Origin of the sequence: Priestia veravalensis (assembly GCF_001457055.1) — a bacterium.
Classification (GTDB): domain Bacteria; phylum Bacillota; class Bacilli; order Bacillales; family Bacillaceae_H; genus Priestia; species Priestia flexa.
On record NZ_KQ758642.1, the window covers coordinates 30631 to 46780 of the forward strand.

Annotated in this window: 20 protein-coding genes; 3 read left to right on the top strand and 17 right to left on the bottom strand. The window is 38.5% G+C overall.

Features of this window, described 5'->3' with window-relative positions; all coding sequences use genetic code 11:
• Window positions 1-12: 12 nt before the first annotated feature.
• Window positions 13-1059: a hypothetical protein gene (locus AS180_RS08870; protein ID WP_025911816.1), complete on the top strand. Its 1047-nt coding sequence runs from the start codon at window positions 13-15 to the stop codon at window positions 1057-1059.
• Between the two features lie 43 nt (window positions 1060-1102).
• Here AS180_RS08870 and AS180_RS08875 read toward each other — a convergent pair whose 3' ends face one another.
• The 16 genes from AS180_RS08875 to AS180_RS08940 all read right to left on the bottom strand — a co-directional run bounded on the left by AS180_RS08875 (window position 1103) and on the right by AS180_RS08940 (window position 13810).
• Entirely contained in the window at window positions 1103-1741 is a 639-nt protein-coding gene (locus tag AS180_RS08875) for a uridine kinase family protein (RefSeq protein WP_025911815.1), read from the bottom strand.
• A gap of 154 nt (window positions 1742-1895) precedes the next feature.
• Window positions 1896-3260 (bottom strand): ethanolamine permease, encoded by a 1365-nt coding sequence (eat, locus tag AS180_RS08880; RefSeq protein ID WP_025911814.1) that lies wholly within the window; start codon window positions 3258-3260, stop codon window positions 1896-1898.
• Window positions 3261-3305: 45 nt separating this feature from the next.
• Window positions 3306-4016, bottom strand: coding sequence for an ethanolamine ammonia-lyase subunit EutC (gene eutC, locus AS180_RS08885; protein WP_025911812.1), 711 nt, complete (start codon window positions 4014-4016; stop codon window positions 3306-3308).
• Window positions 4016-5401 (bottom strand): ethanolamine ammonia-lyase subunit EutB, encoded by a 1386-nt coding sequence (locus AS180_RS08890; RefSeq protein ID WP_025911810.1) that lies wholly within the window; start codon window positions 5399-5401, stop codon window positions 4016-4018. The genes eutC and AS180_RS08890 overlap by 1 nt, the downstream gene beginning before the upstream one ends.
• Window positions 5402-5415: 14 nt before the next feature.
• Window positions 5416-6831 (bottom strand): ethanolamine ammonia-lyase reactivating factor EutA, encoded by a 1416-nt coding sequence (locus tag AS180_RS08895; protein WP_035321401.1) that lies wholly within the window; start codon window positions 6829-6831, stop codon window positions 5416-5418.
• A 161-nt stretch (window positions 6832-6992) separates the two neighbouring features.
• The gene (gene nikA, locus AS180_RS08900; RefSeq protein WP_025911809.1) at window positions 6993-8522 is read right to left on the bottom strand and encodes a nickel ABC transporter substrate-binding protein; all 1530 of its coding nucleotides are present in this window, start codon (window positions 8520-8522) and stop codon (window positions 6993-6995) included.
• A gap of 58 nt (window positions 8523-8580) precedes the next feature.
• Entirely contained in the window at window positions 8581-9531 is a 951-nt protein-coding gene (locus AS180_RS08905) for a DMT family transporter (RefSeq protein WP_025911807.1), read from the bottom strand.
• Window positions 9532-9631: 100 nt separating this feature from the next.
• The gene (locus tag AS180_RS08910; protein WP_062686714.1) at window positions 9632-10195 is read right to left on the bottom strand and encodes a nitroreductase family protein; all 564 of its coding nucleotides are present in this window, start codon (window positions 10193-10195) and stop codon (window positions 9632-9634) included.
• A 30-nt stretch (window positions 10196-10225) separates the two neighbouring features.
• Window positions 10226-10615, bottom strand: a complete 390-nt coding sequence (locus tag AS180_RS08915) for a hypothetical protein (protein ID WP_025911805.1) — start codon at window positions 10613-10615, stop codon at window positions 10226-10228.
• A 128-nt stretch (window positions 10616-10743) separates the two neighbouring features.
• The gene (locus tag AS180_RS08920; RefSeq protein ID WP_025911804.1) at window positions 10744-11163 is read right to left on the bottom strand and encodes a DUF4395 domain-containing protein; all 420 of its coding nucleotides are present in this window, start codon (window positions 11161-11163) and stop codon (window positions 10744-10746) included.
• Window positions 11164-11236: 73 nt separating this feature from the next.
• Complete coding sequence (locus AS180_RS08925) at window positions 11237-11797, bottom strand: hypothetical protein (protein WP_061785485.1); 561 nt, start codon at window positions 11795-11797, stop codon at window positions 11237-11239.
• A 106-nt stretch (window positions 11798-11903) separates the two neighbouring features.
• A complete protein-coding gene (locus AS180_RS08930) occupies window positions 11904-12326 on the bottom strand; it encodes a GNAT family N-acetyltransferase (RefSeq protein WP_197414237.1) in 423 nt (140 codons plus the stop codon).
• A gap of 6 nt (window positions 12327-12332) precedes the next feature.
• Window positions 12333-12461 carry a hypothetical protein gene (locus AS180_RS23850; RefSeq protein ID WP_258954119.1) on the bottom strand — a complete coding sequence of 43 codons (129 nt, stop codon included), beginning with the start codon at window positions 12459-12461 and terminating at the stop codon, window positions 12333-12335.
• A gap of 366 nt (window positions 12462-12827) precedes the next feature.
• Window positions 12828-12950: a hypothetical protein gene (locus AS180_RS23855; protein ID WP_257788882.1), complete on the bottom strand. Its 123-nt coding sequence runs from the start codon at window positions 12948-12950 to the stop codon at window positions 12828-12830.
• A 1-nt stretch (window position 12951) separates the two neighbouring features.
• Window positions 12952-13395 carry a hypothetical protein gene (locus tag AS180_RS08935; RefSeq protein ID WP_025911800.1) on the bottom strand — a complete coding sequence of 148 codons (444 nt, stop codon included), beginning with the start codon at window positions 13393-13395 and terminating at the stop codon, window positions 12952-12954.
• A gap of 16 nt (window positions 13396-13411) precedes the next feature.
• Complete coding sequence (locus AS180_RS08940) at window positions 13412-13810, bottom strand: thiol-disulfide oxidoreductase DCC family protein (RefSeq protein WP_062686716.1); 399 nt, start codon at window positions 13808-13810, stop codon at window positions 13412-13414.
• 286 nt (window positions 13811-14096) lie between these two features.
• Between AS180_RS08940 and AS180_RS08945 the strand changes: the two genes are divergently transcribed.
• Window positions 14097-14969 (top strand): cation diffusion facilitator family transporter, encoded by an 873-nt coding sequence (locus AS180_RS08945; protein ID WP_025911798.1) that lies wholly within the window; start codon window positions 14097-14099, stop codon window positions 14967-14969.
• 235 nt (window positions 14970-15204) lie between these two features.
• Window positions 15205-15825, top strand: a complete 621-nt coding sequence (locus tag AS180_RS08950; RefSeq protein ID WP_062686717.1) for a LysE family translocator — start codon at window positions 15205-15207, stop codon at window positions 15823-15825.
• Here AS180_RS08950 and AS180_RS08955 read toward each other — a convergent pair.
• Window positions 15822-16037: a hypothetical protein gene (locus AS180_RS08955; RefSeq protein ID WP_062686718.1), complete on the bottom strand. Its 216-nt coding sequence runs from the start codon at window positions 16035-16037 to the stop codon at window positions 15822-15824. The two genes, AS180_RS08950 and AS180_RS08955, sit on opposite strands and share 4 nt — an antisense overlap.
• Window positions 16038-16150 lie beyond the last annotated feature (113 nt).

The window sequence follows — 16150 nt, forward strand, 5'->3', positions numbered from 1 at the left end:
GAGGTGAAAATAATGAATCTATTTATAATGAAACGAACAAATGTGATTCTTCTTTTAATCGGACTGATTATGTGTGCAAACTTCATTGTTTATCGTACTTCAGCGTTCGGCCCTGTCCCTAATGAAGTAGTCATTGGATCTTTGCTTGACTTTTTAATGGTTATCCCGCTCTTACTTTATGTTTTCATCTTTAGACAAAAACCTACTCTCCACCATTTCATTGGAGTCATTAGCATACTCTCTATCCTTGCATACATAGCGATTCCAAAGCCTTACTTTACACACTATTCATTGACATCCTACTTAATTTTTATAATTATAGGGCTACTTACAATAAGCGCATGCTTGTATCTGTATCGCTTTCTAAGCATTCTACCTTTGTTGAAACGTTCTTATTTAGCAGAAGCTACTAACTACGCTCTTTTCCCAATAAACCTTGAAAAAGCCCTAGAGACAACCTTTCACAACTTAAAGACATCACCTTGGTGGCTGCATGACCTTTCCATCTTGTACTACACTTGTTCATTTAAAAAGAAAGTACATGTAAATGGCAGTTCATTTTCATACCATAAAAGCGCAAATGGAGTGGCTCTAAACCTGGTCATTATTCATGCTATTGTGTTAGAAACAGTCGGTGTCCATTACTTTTTACATCAATGGAGCCCAGCTCTCTCAATGATTCTTTTACTCCTAAATATATACGGGATTGTATTCATGATTGCCGAAATTCAAGCCATTCGTCTTTCTCCGTATGTCTTAACAACAAAAGAGCTGATTTTACAAACAGGCTTGACTAAAAGAGCCATCATTCCATTAGCTACGATTAAGGAAATTAAATGGTATGACGGCGCTGAAACGTTCACGAAGGCTGAGCAGGCTCACTTATACGATGCAAGGCTAAATGACTTTGTTCCAGAAAAGCCAACCTTTGAAATTCAACTCCACCAAAAGCAAACGCTAACTTTACCATACGGAATAACGAAAGAAATAGATCGAATTGTTTTAAACGTGGATGACAAACATACTTTCTATACTGAGGTATTGAAATGTATTAAATAGCAGCTGAAAGAAGCACTGGAATAACCATGTGCTTCTTTCGATTTTATTTGCTTTTTTCAAGTATAAAATTCTCGTTTGAGTTTTTGATAACAATATCAAAGTCCCTGTGATACGCGTGCATAAATACATCATATTGAATTCTACGTTCTTGATGAGTCCTCCTTAAATAATCGAGGTCCATTCCTCTTTCAAACACATCGCGTTCACTTCGTCTCATTAGCTCAGTTTCTTCATTCGTATATAGATAGATGGTCCTATCATATAAATTCAAATTAGTGAAGGCTACACTCATTCCTTCTATAATACTTATTCTTTTCCGCGCAGAAATTAGAATACTCTCTAAATAATGTGTTCCTATTGTATAAAAATCAAATGAGCTTCTAATCATTTGAACATCTCTTTCTAAAGCATTCCGATGATGAGCAGAAGGATGACAAGCCGTTATCTTGCCCTCATGTCGTTCTCCCTTATATTCATAGCTTATGAGAGTCTGCTTCCTAAGATTAGAATCAACAATATAAGGATCCGTATTGATATAATTAACTTCGTCCTCTCCAAGAAGGTGGATAAGCTTCTTCGCAAATGTTGTTTTTCCAGATGCACCGTGACCTGATATACCAATTATCATCTTTTTATTCTTACACTTAATTAAGCTAGCTACGTCTCGTACAATCTGATCCATAATCTCCTCCACGTTTTTTGATTTTATCAACCTATAAATAAAGCGCTTTCTTATTTTATCAGTATACAATACATGTTAATAGACTAAAGAAAAAAGCTGAGAATACATACACTCTCAGCTTTTCTACTCATATCTTTTTAACAAGAATCTTTTATTACTTCACCTTAATTGCCTCTTCACCATATACTTCACCCTGATCCTTTTTAAATAACCTGGCTGGGTATGCAAAATAATAAACAACTGAAGCAGCAAAGATTCCTACAATAATATAAATGAGCGGAATCGAACGGTTAAAAAGTATTAAATCCGTTGTCAGGACGCTGTATTTCACGATGCTAAATAAGCATAGTAAGCCTAACGAAAGCGCAATGATCGGAACAGCAGGATAGTTGACTTTAAACGGTCTTACTAAGTTTGGCTCTTTCTTTCGTAAAATAAAGAGTGACACTAAGCTAATGCAGTACATCGTCATTGCACCAAATACGGCTAGAATAATAAGTGCATTTGCAAACGTCGCGGATCCTGCACAAATCACGCCGATTACCCCCGGAATGAGCAGGCCTCCCACTGGCACACCTTTTTTATTCGTTTTTGCAAGAAATTTTGGAAAATACCCTTCTCGCGCTAGCGCATACGTTTGACGAGAGAAACCCATGATAATGCCATTTAAGCTTGCAATGAGCCCGAATAAGCCAATGATTGCAATTGTAATAGAAAGCGCATTTCCATCATAGACAAGCGATAACGCCTGTGGAAGCGGATAATCTGCTGAAGCTCTGGTACCGCTTCCTCCACCTAATCCCGCTGTGACAAATAGCGTGAAAATAGTAGCCGTTGCTAGGGTAATAATGGCAGCAATAAACCCTTTGGGAATGTTTTTTTGTGGATTCTCAACTTCTTCTGCAGCCATAGCTCCACCTTCAATAGCCAAGTAAAACCAAACGGCAAACGGAATAGCAGCTAAAATACCAGAAGGACCGTTTAAGAATGATTGTTCATTAAATAGATTGCTTGTTTCGATATGCGACAGTCCGCTCACGTAGAAGATTGCTAATCCAATAAGTGCTAGAATCGTAGCGCTTAGCTCAATTAAAGCTACTTCTTTAACGCCGATTAAATTAACGAGAATAAAGAAGGCAAAGACACCAACGGTTGCATATACGGGATTAATCGATGGAATTAAAAAATTTAGATATGCACCTGTTGAAACGGCAATAGCGGGCGGTGCAAACACAAATTCAAGTAAACAGGCAATCCCAGCTATAAATCCTCCAAATGGACCCGTTGCTCTTCTTGCGTAAGCTGACGGTCCACCCGCTTGCGGAATTGACGTTGATAGTTCGGCATAGCTAAACATAAAAGTTGTATAGAAAATCGTTACGATTAAGGTAGCAACTGCAAGTCCTAAAATCCCACCTGCTTCAAACCCATAGTTCCACCCAAAATATTGTCCTGAAATAACCATCCCTACTGAAATAGCCCAAAGATGGATTGGTTTTAGATGTTTCTGTAACGCCATTCTAACTCCTCCTTTTATGTATGTTGTTTTTACTGATAAAAACGATTAAATAACGAGGTGAACACCGCTTGTTTGCTGCTGGATCATTTGATAAATAATTGTACCGATATGTGCAGCTGCTTCTAACGGAGGAGTGCCGCCACGATGAATATTAGAAATCACCATGCGGTCGGACTCTTTTTTTCCTTTTTGTGGCTGATAGCACATGTATGCGCTCATCGATTCTGCGCTGACAAGTCCAGGTCGTTCTCCAATAAGTAAAACGAGTGTTTTTGGAGCTAAAATATCACCAATATCATCCATGCATGCAACCCTCCCTCCTTTTACAAAGAAGGAAGTCCCAACACTAAGGTCATATGAATCCAATGAATCAACCAAAGCTGGATAAACATCGCGGATATTTGCTTCGATTGCATTTGCGCTCAATCCGTCAGAAACAACAATTTGAACGTCTGGCTGCTTTCGGCAGTTACGTTTTAATTGTTCTTTTGCAAGCTCTGAAAGCAATCTCCCTTGGTCAGGGAATTTTAGATAATGCTCTTTTGACGTACTCTTTGTATCAATCGAAAATAATTCTAAATCTTCCAATAATTTATAATCCACTTCACCGTACACCGCATCAACAGCAGCTGCATGATCTGTTCGAAAAGCTAATACATCAGAAGTTAGCGGCCTTGTTCCCGTTCGTCCTACACCAATTCGGGCTGGCGTAAAACCTTTTAAGCGAGCTAGCAGCTGTTCTTTTTCATTTTTCATTACTTCATTCCTCCTAATACGCCGTTCATAAAAATGCTTGGATCACCTGCTTTGGACGTAAATCGATTGTTTTCCATAATGCCATACTCTTCTAACCACTGCTTAAAGATAGAAATCGGCCCTTGGTTTAAAATTCGTCGAACCGTCGCGATATCATGATAGCTTAGCGACTGATAGTTTAGCATACAGTCGTCAGCCATCGGTACACCAATTACAAAGTTTACGCCCGCTGTGCCAAGCAGCATGCTTAAGTTATCCATATCATTTTGATCAACGTTCATATGATTCGTATAGCACACATCCACTCCCATCGGTAAGCCGTGCATTTTCCCCATAAAATGATCTTCTAACCCTGCTCTTGTTACTTGCTTACTATCGTATAAATACTCTGGACCGATAAACCCAACAACCGTATTGACTAAAAAGGGGTTAAATTGACGTGCTAAGCCGTAACATCTTGCTTCAAGCGTGACTTGATCAATATCGTAATGAGCTTCAGCAGAAAGCTCAGAGCCTTGACCAGTTTCGAAATACCAGCGATGAGGACCTACCGCAGTGCCTTTTTCATTAATCAATGCAGTGGCTTCTTTTAGCATCGAAAGCGAAATACCAAACGATTCGTTTCCTGCTTGCGTTCCCGCTAAGCTTTGAAAGATCAAATCTGCTGAAGCGCCTTTTTCAATCGCACGCATTTGAGTGGTCACATGTGCAAGGACACAGTTTTGGGTAGGAATTTGAAATTCATCAATAATTGACTTTGTTTCATTTAAAAGCGCATAAATATTTTCAGTTGTATCAATAACAGGATTAATACCGATAACAGCATCGCCAATACCATAGCTGAGCGCTTCGTATAAAGACGCACGCATGCCGGCTAAATTATCTGAGGGATGATTCGGCTGCGCTCGTGATGCGAGTACTCCTTTCATACCAATAGTTGTCTGACAAGTTGTTTTCACTTCGATCTTAGAAGCGGCTTGAATTAAATCTAGATTTGACATAATTTTAGTGACCGCTGCAATCATTTCACTCGTTAATCCTTTGGCGATATAAAGTAAGTCCGCTCCTTCGTGCTGATCTTCTAGTACATATTCGCGAAGGTCCGCCACCGTCCAGTTTTGAATTACTTTAAAAATTTCTTCATGTACCTGTTCTTCAATAAGTGCTGATACATCATCTTGTTCAGGGCTTAAAACTGGATATTCTCGAATTTCTTTTAGCATTAAGTTTGCCAATACTTGCTTAGCTGCCATTCGCTCTTTCATAGAGCTTGCTGCAATCCTCGCTAATTCATCTCCCGAACGCGCTTCGTTTGCCTTTGCCATAATTTCCTTTAAGCTTCTAAATACAAATTGTTCTCCTAATACTGCGCACGACTTGATCATCTTTTCATCTCCTTTTAAAAAGCTAACGTTTTTACTGATACAGTGACTGCTTCTCCAACGGTTTTCATGCCGATATCAATGTAGTCTCCATACGTAAAATCAATGCCATCAAGCACTATGACTTTCAATGCTTTGTTACGCTTTTGAATAGCTTGTCCAAGTGCTTTTGCTAAATCTTGCTCACATAAAACGATGAGGCAAGACGCCTGTGAGAAAAAGTTCATATAGCTTTTGTATAGAGCTTCTGCTAACTCTTGAAGCATCGTATACGTGCAGGTAGTAAAAGCTTGCAGCGCAATAGCTGTAGCTTGTCCTTCACAATCGAATATGGTGTTCGCTTGAGATAGCGTACTTTGTAGCCTTTTCACAAAAGACAGTTCGTTCCACACTCCATTTTTCTCTACGTCTACTTTAACAATTGGAATGTTTTTTAGAGGCAAACAATCTTCTGCTATGTATACTGTTGCTCCGCTTATTTCTGTATTTTGCATGCCTGCACCAATGACCGTTGCTCGAGCTGTTTCTGGTGCTGCCTCTGCTCCTTTTTTCCTTAAGCTTGCTGCTAAAAGTGGACCAATGTCACCAAATGCCACGGCTTCCTTTAGCGTAGTAGGAGAGTGTTCATTCATCATTTTTCCAATTCCACCTGAAATAAGCACTTTTTCAATGGTTGGTAAAGATTTACTTAGAGTGGCTAAAAGAAGCACAGACGATGCTCGGTCACGTTCTTTTAAAAAGCTTAGAAGTTCATCTGCTAAGCGATCGCTTAGCACCGCAGCTTGTTCAAAATCTATCGTTCTACCAACCTGCATAGTAGATTGATATTCCTTTAAAAAAGGTTGTAAAAACGGTGAAATATAGTCTACACGACCACCTTCTTGAATTCGGACTAATCGTCCTCCAATATGAAATGTAAACGCGCCAATAACTTTTCCATCTTCACAAAGAGCAACGTTAGCCGTTCCTCCCCCGACGTCAACATTAGCGATGACTCCTTCTGTTTCCTCGGACAGGGCAACCGCACCAGAACCTTTCGCTGCCAACATCCCTTCTAAGTCCGCACCAGCTGTTGCTACGACAAAGTCTCCAGCTCGATTAGCTAAATAATGAAGAATTTTTTCTGCATTTTCTTTTCTGGCTGTTTCTCCTGTAATTATGACCGCACCCGATTCCACGGCTTGAAGTGCTACGTTTGCTTTTTGATACTCTACCTGAAGCAGTTCACTGAGTGCTTCTACATCAATTTCAACCTCTGTTTTTAAAGGCGTTGTGTAAATCTCACTTTGATAAGTAACTTTTCGATCCACAATATCACAGCTAGGCAGCGAAAAGGCGCCGTTGATCTGATTGACTAAAAGTTCACTTACAATCAGCTTTGTGGTACTTGTTCCAATATCAAGCCCAATGCTTGTAATCCACCGTGTTGTCATATCATCATCCTTTAATTCGTTACGTTATGTTAACCTTAAACTAAATAAATGAATTCGACAGCAAAGATGTCAGAAAACATAACATGTTTTTTTGTCACCTTCTCTACCATTACTTTATAAAAAATCCCCTTCTGCATGTAAATGCAAGAAGGGGATTTCTATTATTCTTGTAGAGCTAAATCTTTAGTAATGACATAGTACTCGCTTTTCGTCATTTGCCATCCTTTTACGTTTTCTTTATACGCAACAAAATTATTTGGATGGACAATAGCAGAGTGCAGGACTCCATCATTGATTATTTTTCCCGCTTGTCTTGTTAACTCCACGCGCTTTTGCTCGTCAACAGTTTCATTTAACTGCTTAATTACATCACTAAGCGCTGGATTATCATAGTGACCTACGTTATAAAAACCATCTTTTCCATAAACGCTATTTAAAAAATAAGAAGAATCACCGCGCGGGGCCGTAATTAAGCTGTATGTAGCTATGCCCCAGTCGGAATTTGTGGTCATATATTCATCTATGTTTTCAACCTGCTGGATTTCTACTTTGACCCCAATCTTTTTCGCTTCCGATTGAATGAGCTGTGCCATCAAGGGAAGCTCTGGGCGATATGGATATGTTAAGATTGTGAACGATAGCTGCTTACCATCTTTGACTACTTGGTTGCTTTCAAATTTGTAGCCTGCTTTTTTTAAGTATTCTTTTGCAGATTCAGTGCCAAACTCTTTTTTCGGAGCATCATAAGCGAAAGAAAACTCCTTTAAAAACGGACCGTTGGCTGCTACGCCTTGTCCTGCAAGCGTGTAGTCTACCACATCTTGACGATTTAAGAGAACATCAAATGCTTTTCTCACGTTAACATCTTTAAACGCTTCAATGTTCGTATTATATAAAAGCATTTGCGTTCGTAAGCTTGGAACGACGTCAACTACAAGCGACTCGTCTTTCTTTAACAGCTCTAGGTTTTCAATTTCAGGACGATACACAATATCTGCTTCTCCGGATTGGAGCCCTGCTGTCCTTGCATTTGCATCTTCATTGTATAGCATTGTAACGCGATCCAATTTAGATTCACCGTCCCAATACTGATCATTTTTTTTCAGCTCTAGCTTACTGTTTGGCTGAGAAGATACCGCTTCAAATGGTCCTGTACCTACTGGATGTGCTTCAATATTTTTTTCGGTTACATCGATAATAGCTGCGTTGGGATGAACGAGTTCAGACGGAAATGAAGCTACAGGCTCTTGCGTTACAATCGTTAGTTTTTGACCATCCGCTTTCATTTCTTTTATTTTCAATGAGGCTTTCATCGCTTCACTCACCTTCATCGTACGTTCTAATGACGATTTCACCGCTTTAGCGTCCAACGTTTTTCCATTTTGAAACACAACTTCGTCTCTAATAATAAACTCCCAGGTTGTTCCATTGTCTAACGTTTTCCAACTTTCAGCTAACCATGGCTCAATTTGTGAATCTTCTGTTGTTTTGACCAATGTTTCCACAATGCCTGCTCGCAGCGGCGTGTAGTTAAGCTGGGGATCTAGGGTATCTGTTGGAAAGTTGGATAAAAAGGTAAGCTTGTTGCGGTCGGAATCTACAGAGCTGTTTTCCTTATTTCCAGAGCAAGCTGTAAGCATGCACGCCACAACTCCCATCATGATTGCTGTTTTCCATATCTGTCTTTTCATGTCGTAATCCTCCAAAGTATGTATCTTAGCAAATGATGCTAATCATAATTTCAAAAGTTTACGAGTTTTCTAACTTTTTGTCAATCAGTTTTTTGCTTAGCTTTTGACCTTTGGAGCGTCCTTTATACGTCGTCCCAATAATACCAACCATAATAGCTATACCTCCAATCCAATGGAAGTAAGACAAACTCTCATGTAAAAATGCGACGCCTGCTATCACACCGATTAACGTAGCTAAATTAGTAAACACGCTCATCTGCGCTGCTTGAATTGTTTTTAACGAGTAGTTGGATAGAAAAGCTGTAATAAGAGAAGAAAATATACCTAAGTATGCTACTGAAAGCAAAAATTCCAGTTGAAAAAGCGGTTCGAAAAATGTTGCCAGCGAGCCGTTAAGACTATGATGAACAACGGCCGCTCCGTTAAAGCCGACAAACCCAACAAACATCATGACGTATGTAAGCTCCAAGGTAGAATATGAGCGTGTCATTTTACGAGCGAGTACGTTATAAGAAGCATTTGATAAGGATGCTAGTAAAATAAACAGGGCACCTAAACTTCCACTTGCTGAGAAATTTACGCCTTTCATTGCTAGAATGTATACAATACCGGAAACAGATAATAGAATTGAAAACTTTTGGCGAGACGTTGACGTTTCTTTTAATAGATAGGTAGCAAGAAGCAAAGTGAAAATTGGAACCGACGCTTGAATAATGCTCGCTTCAGAAGATGTGGTATATAAAAGACCAAGCGCTTGAAAGCCAAAGTAACTTATCGGAAATAAAAGACCTAGAGGTACAATACGAAGAACATCGTGCCCATTCACTTGCATTTTTTGCTTGTTCACAAATAGAAACAAGGAAGCAACTATAAAAGATAGCGTAAAGCGATGGGCAAGCACATCAATAACCCCTGCATAGTTTAGCGCTACTTTTACAATCATGAGCGCAAAACCTGTAATGATTGCATATAAAAAAGCTGAGCCAAACGCTCTTTGAACATTTGTCAAATAATCCTCTCCTTTTTAACCGATTATGCGAATACACTCCACTGATTGTTTTATACAAGTATACAAAAAAGCCCTTGTTTTACAACAAGAGCTTTTATTCTTACGCTTCAATCAACCTTAGCTTTTCTATAATTGCTTCACGTGGCTTAGGTGCTGGAACGTCATCAAATTTACCTAACATCAATACACCGACAATAGCTTCATCTTCTTTTATTCCTGCTATTTTTCTAAACCCCGGCTGATGAATGAGTTTACCAGTTTTCCATAGCACTCCAATTTCTTGCTCCCACGCTAACAGTAGAAAATTTTGGATAAAAGCAGACACAGCGCTGAAATCTTCTTCTTGCTTCATTTCATTTTCATCTTTAGGGACCGTAATAATAATATTAGCCTGTGATTGAGAAAATTTCTCTGCCATCTTCCCTATTTTTTTTGCTGCTCCTTCATCAGAAACTTGTTTGGACAAGTTTTTCATCTGTTCACTTAATGATTCATTGCCTTTCCCATAAAACATCACAAGTCTCCACGGCTGACGTAGCTTATGGTTTGGAGCCCATGATGCATCGTCTAAAAGTTGGATAATAGCTTCTTTCTCAATTGGATCATTATTAAATGTACGAATGGTTCTTCTTTCTCTTATTACGTCTCGAATGGATGCTGACATCTGAATCGTTCCTTTCAACTATAGATTGTGTTAGCTATTTTGAATTAAAAATCGCACGGCTTGCGAAATATCCATATCGTGTTGTTCACAAAATGTAAGCAGTTTATCATATGTATTGGCATCTAAGCGTACATGAATAGATTCGGTAAGCCTTGTATTATCAAGATGTTTTGAAACTTTGTGCTGGTCTTCTTTAAACATCCCTCGATGTACGGATAACGTCGCGCTTCCTCGATCAGCAATTTGCTTTTCACATTCTCTCTCATCCCAAAACTCTTTAACTTGCTCCATGCGTTCATCAAGTCGCTTCTGAAACTCTTCATTTTCAAGTTTTGCGCCTTTACGCTTTGCTTTATGGATAAACTTTTGAATCATAAATTCCCGGTATTCTTCGTAGCTTTTAAATGATATTACTCTCATACGATTACCCTCACATCTGTTCTACGATAATCATTCTCAATTGACTATCTACCCTTATATTACTGAATATAAGACATTTCTGTCAATCTTTTTCTCAATTAAAAAAGAAAAGGCACTTCGCCTTTTCTTTATGCAGCTTGCTTTTGCTTCTTTCTCTTGTACTTCCACATCATATAACGATAACGTATCGTACATCCGATGCAGTATCCCATTAAAGCTACACCTGCTGCAATAAGCACCATGATGCTAAAAGCCGCTGATACAACTGGTAGATTTACCATAAAAAACAACAGTGATAATCCTAAACAGCTAGTCGCAATCCACTGGTTGAAAAGCTGCTGATCGCGATCTTCTAACGGATAGAATGAAGCTTCTTTTCTAAGAAATTGTTTTCCCACCTTCATGATGGGATTTTGTTTTGTTAGGAGAGTAATGATCCCTACAATAAACGGAGCAAGCAGTACCCATGTTGTTGTAAAAAACGATAAAACGACGCTCGCTACAATAAAAGCTTGATTGAACTGAACAAGTGGTTTTGGAATCCCCATGACAAATAGCCCCCTCTTTATATCTCATTATACACAGTGTATTAGTAAGAATAAAGATGGAAGCTTTGGAAACTTATGAGTTTTTCAACTTTCTTAAACAAAGCTTTATGCATTCATTTGCCTCTTCGATAAACTTATCATTTCCTGCTTTCAAACGAATTTCAAGCGACTGTTGAAAATAATGATGGGCTTTTGAAAGATTTTGTTGATCTAATAAACATTTTCCGTACTGTTGATACAAGAAATCTGCATATGTATGTAGCGATGATTTTATGTGAAGCTGATTGAGGAGAGTTTCGAACGTTTCATTTGCTTTACACCAATTACTTTGCCAATGGAATGTTTGTCCTAAATAAATAGAACTTTTAAATACTTGCTCGTGTTCATGATACCTTTCATATAAATAAATGGATAGCTGCAAATGTCTTACGCTGCTTTCTAATGCGCCTACAATGCGTTCATATTTACCAATTATCCGGTACATGTCCGCAGCTATTCTCTCATCTTCCTCTGAGATTGCTTTCTTTTTTAAATAAGCAATCCCTTTTCGGATATCAGCTTCATTAAAAGGCACTTCGCGGAGCTTCTGGCTAAAACTATAATTCATATTAAAGGGAATACGCTTTATATCCATAAAGAACCCTTCCTTATATATCCATTTTATATAATTGTACCCTAAATTTGCAGTACATACAATATTTATGAAAGCCTCTTTCATCTGTGGAAAGAGGTTTTCATCACTATGCGTTTCGCTTCATATAATAAAATGGCTTTCCGCTAATGTAACGCGTACCCGTCACGTAAAAATCCATTTTTTCGTAGAGAGCACGAGCTCCTTCATTATCAAGCTCAACATTTAGGGTTAAAGGAAGCTTCCTACTTTCTGCTTCTTGAAAAGCACTCTGTAACAGCATAGATCCAATGCCTTTACCTTGATAACTTTCACCCACAACGATTGAATCAAGATAAAAGTCTCCTGCTTCTGTTTCCCTATCTGGAAGCCACTTGCTGTTTCCTGTTTTTTCACGAACATACGAAACCATTGGCTGATCGAAAGCTTCAATTTGTTCACCCTCATAGCAAATCATGACTCCCGCGATTTCCTCGTTAAGTTCAGCAACCGTAATATTTTTATAGCTATATCGGCTGCAGTCTGACTCCACATATGTTTATAACACGCGAAGAGCCTCGTCGTCCGCTGAACTAGCAGTATGGTCGCGGGCAATTTGACCAAGCATGCTATATAATAGCTCGCTTATAACGCCTGCTTCTTGTTTTTCTGCTTTTCTGATGTTCATACTATCAATACTCCTTTTTATCGTCTATTTCTACTTTACCACATCTGTGTAGTTTTGAAAGAAATATACATTTTATCGAAAAAACAGTATAATGAAATAAATAATAAAAAGGTGGTAGGTGCTCAGTTGATGCCAAGAAAACAAAAGCGTAAAAAGAAAACGTCACGTGATCGATATACCATTTTTGATTTTCTTTTTGATTTACTCTTGGAAGTTCCCCAGCTTTTACTTTGGCCAGTGCGATTCCTTATAAGAAACATAAAACATCTCTTTGATGCGTTTTAATAGGGAGTATTCATTATAGATTGATCATAGCCATGCTTGGAGTGAACCTCTTCCAAGCATGGCTACATTTTTTTACTACTCTTAGTTCAGTGGAAACTCATGCTTTGGTTTGCGCTTTGCCTTTTTTCTTACTTCTTTCCACCAATAGTATAAGGTGGTTCCAACAAAAATCCCTACCAGCATTTTTATCATAAACGGTGTCATCCTACACTCTCCTTTCTTCTTTTACAAACAGCGCTTGAATAAGTCGCTTTCTTTCAAAAAGTAATAGTGCTAGGCACATTAGCGTTAACACCGTGCTTAAATCTTGTACGCCGATATCAAAAAAGTAATTAACCATCATTACGTTTACAACGATTGGAAAATAACAGATTGCTCCAAACAACGCCGTGCGCGGGATCATAATGAGAATAGCCGCTACTACCTCTCCAATTCCAATTACGATTTCATATTCTTTGGAGTAACCAAAAAATCTCCAAGCCATAACAAACCCTTCACCATTTAGCGCAAGTGCTTCAGGCGTAGGCTCTCCAAACTGGCCGAATACAATCTTTACAGAGCCATAAATAAGAAACACAACCCCTAAAAAAATCCGAAACGTTGCTGGAATTGATTGACGAAAAACTGAAACCCATTTAGAACCTTTCATTTGCCCACTCCTTTACCTATTTTTCTGTTAAAAATCGACTTCTCTCTTCTGCAGTAGGCAGCCGACAAGCTCTTTTTTTCATAAACTTGTGCCGGTGTTTAGCTACGTAATCATACACTTTGTCTCGAATGCGTTTAGGCACAATAATAAAGACATATGCATATTTGACCGGCCCTGTGAGCTCTTTCACAATACGTAACATGGCCGTTGACTTTGTATAGATCAACTCGTTTTGAAATAAGACAATTGAGTTGTATTGTTGAGGGATTATGTGATTAGTTCGCAGTTTTTCACCCAAAGATGATTGTAGGGAAGCAAAACAAAACGTAACTGTTGGGTCATGGTTCATTATAAATAAAATTGTTTGATTACACATATGACAGTCTCCGTCAAAAAAAATGATATGCTTTTTCACTTCTATTGGTAAAACCTCCCTTCTTTTTCATTGTAATAGCTTATCGCATCTGTAACGATGTCATTACCTTACAGTTAGCTTACAGTTTTGTAAGTAAAGCCGTTTAAAGTGCGCAAACTACTATCATAAGAAGAATAAAAAGCAGGCATTTTTCCTACAATAGTTTTGTCTTTATTCAACTTTTTTAGCGACTTTAAAAACCGTTGTTTCCTTCTAAAAACGTTGCTGTAGACCCACTTGCTGCTAGCTTGTTACGATAAAATCATCTAACTGAAAGGAGTTTTTTATGAAACGCTCATCCTCAAACATTGCCTTTTTATCTGTCGCTAGCAACTCACTTGTTGTGCTACTAAAAGTTAGCGTAGGTATTCTGACCGGTTCTGTAGCCGTCTTATCAGAAGCCATTCATTCAGCACTTGATTTATTGGCCTCTTTTATCGCTTTCATTTCTGTTAAAGTATCTGGTAAGCCAGCAGATGACGATCATCCTTACGGTCATGGAAAAATCGAAAATATCTCAGGAACAATTGAGACGTTGCTTATTTACGTAGCAGGTATTTGGATTATTTATGAATGTGTACATAAGTTGATTTCACCTGAACCGATTAAACTTCCGCTTCTAGCTATTGGTGTTATGCTTCTGGGTGCTCTTATTAACTTTGTAGTTTCTAGAATTGTAAATAAGGAAGCAAATCGTATTAACTCTGTTGCAATGAAGTCAAATGCCTTTCACCTTCTTACAGATGTATACACATCGCTTGGTGTAGGACTTAGCTTAATATTAGTTGCCGTAACAGGTTGGACGTTTCTAGACCCTATTATCGGGATTGCCTTGGCGCTTTATATTATGATTGAAGCAACGAAGTTAATGAAAGAGGCCTTCCCTCCTCTGTTGGACGCTCGTTTAAACAAAAGTGAAGAAGAAGAGGTTTTCCAGGCTATTCGTACCTTTCAAAGTGAGTATATTGAAATTCAGTGTTTTAAAACACGAAGAGCAGGAGCCCACGAACATATTGATTTTCACCTCATCGTACCGCCAGAGAATAGCATCAAAAGCATTCACCACTTATGTGATCGCATTGAGGATAAAATTCTTGAAAAGTTTCCGAACGCTCACATTATGATTCACCCAGAGCCAGACGGTTTACAAGAAAGGTAAGCACGAAGCTAGCACATAACAAAATATTTTTTTCTCAAGAACGGATCATGACTTTTCTACAATAGTTAGCTTTTAAGAACAAGTTCGTCCCATTTCAATAGTTTTTCAACTTGTTTTTGAAACCAAAAATATCTCATCTCTTTAATATTGTTAACAAAAAAATAAGAATAATCTAACAAATATGCGTCTTTTATGCTACTATATAGTTTAATTATTTCTGAAAGAGGTGAACGTTTTGAATGACTTATTAACGTTTTTATTACTATCTTCTTTTGTTGTAATGAGTCCTGGTGTTGATACTGCGCTTATTACAAAACGCACCGTTAGTGAAGGGCAAGCCTCTGGTTATCGAATGGCTTTAGGGATTACTACGGGCTCATTAGTTCATACGTTTGCCGCAGCGTTTGGCCTTTCAGCCATTCTCATGCAGTCTGCTTTAGCATTTGAAATTGTAAAATACGTGGGAGCTATTTATTTGATTTACCTCGGCGTTTCTTCATTTATGACAAGAAAAAAACAAGAAACAGAAGAGAATTTAAAAGACCAAATAAAACCTGGTCAGTCTGCATTTAAGCAGGGATTGTTATCAAACGTATTAAACCCAAAAGTAGCGATGTTTTTTCTGACGTTTTTACCTCAATTCGTCACCCCAGATTCAAGCTCTATTCAGCAATTACTAATGATGGGTGTTATATATACGTTTCTATCTATTTCTTGGTTTTTTGTTTATGTCTTTTTCATTAACTATTTGCGAAGCTGGCTGTTATCGGCCAAGGTTCAGCGCGCAATGGATAGGGCAACTGGCTTAGTACTGATTGGCTTTGGAGTTAAGCTTGCGTTTTCAAAACAAAATTAATTCAAAAGAGTTTGGGACATAACAAAATGATTGCTTCTAAGAGACGAACAATAGCTGTTCCAATCTTTTTGGTTTGTCTGAACACGTTCGTTCCATTGCGCTACGGCCACTCGCTTTCCGCGGGGAGGAACCTGAGCTTCCTCGCTGCGCTGCGGGATCTCAGTTTTCCCTCTCTTTCCCGCAGGAGTCGAGTGTCCTACGCTCCATTCCACCCTATTTCCAACATTGTTTTCACAATCAACAAAAAACCTGAACGATTAAAAGTGAGAAACTCTCAATCGTTCAGGTTTATCATTGGCTGAATTACTTATGTCCCAGCCTCTTT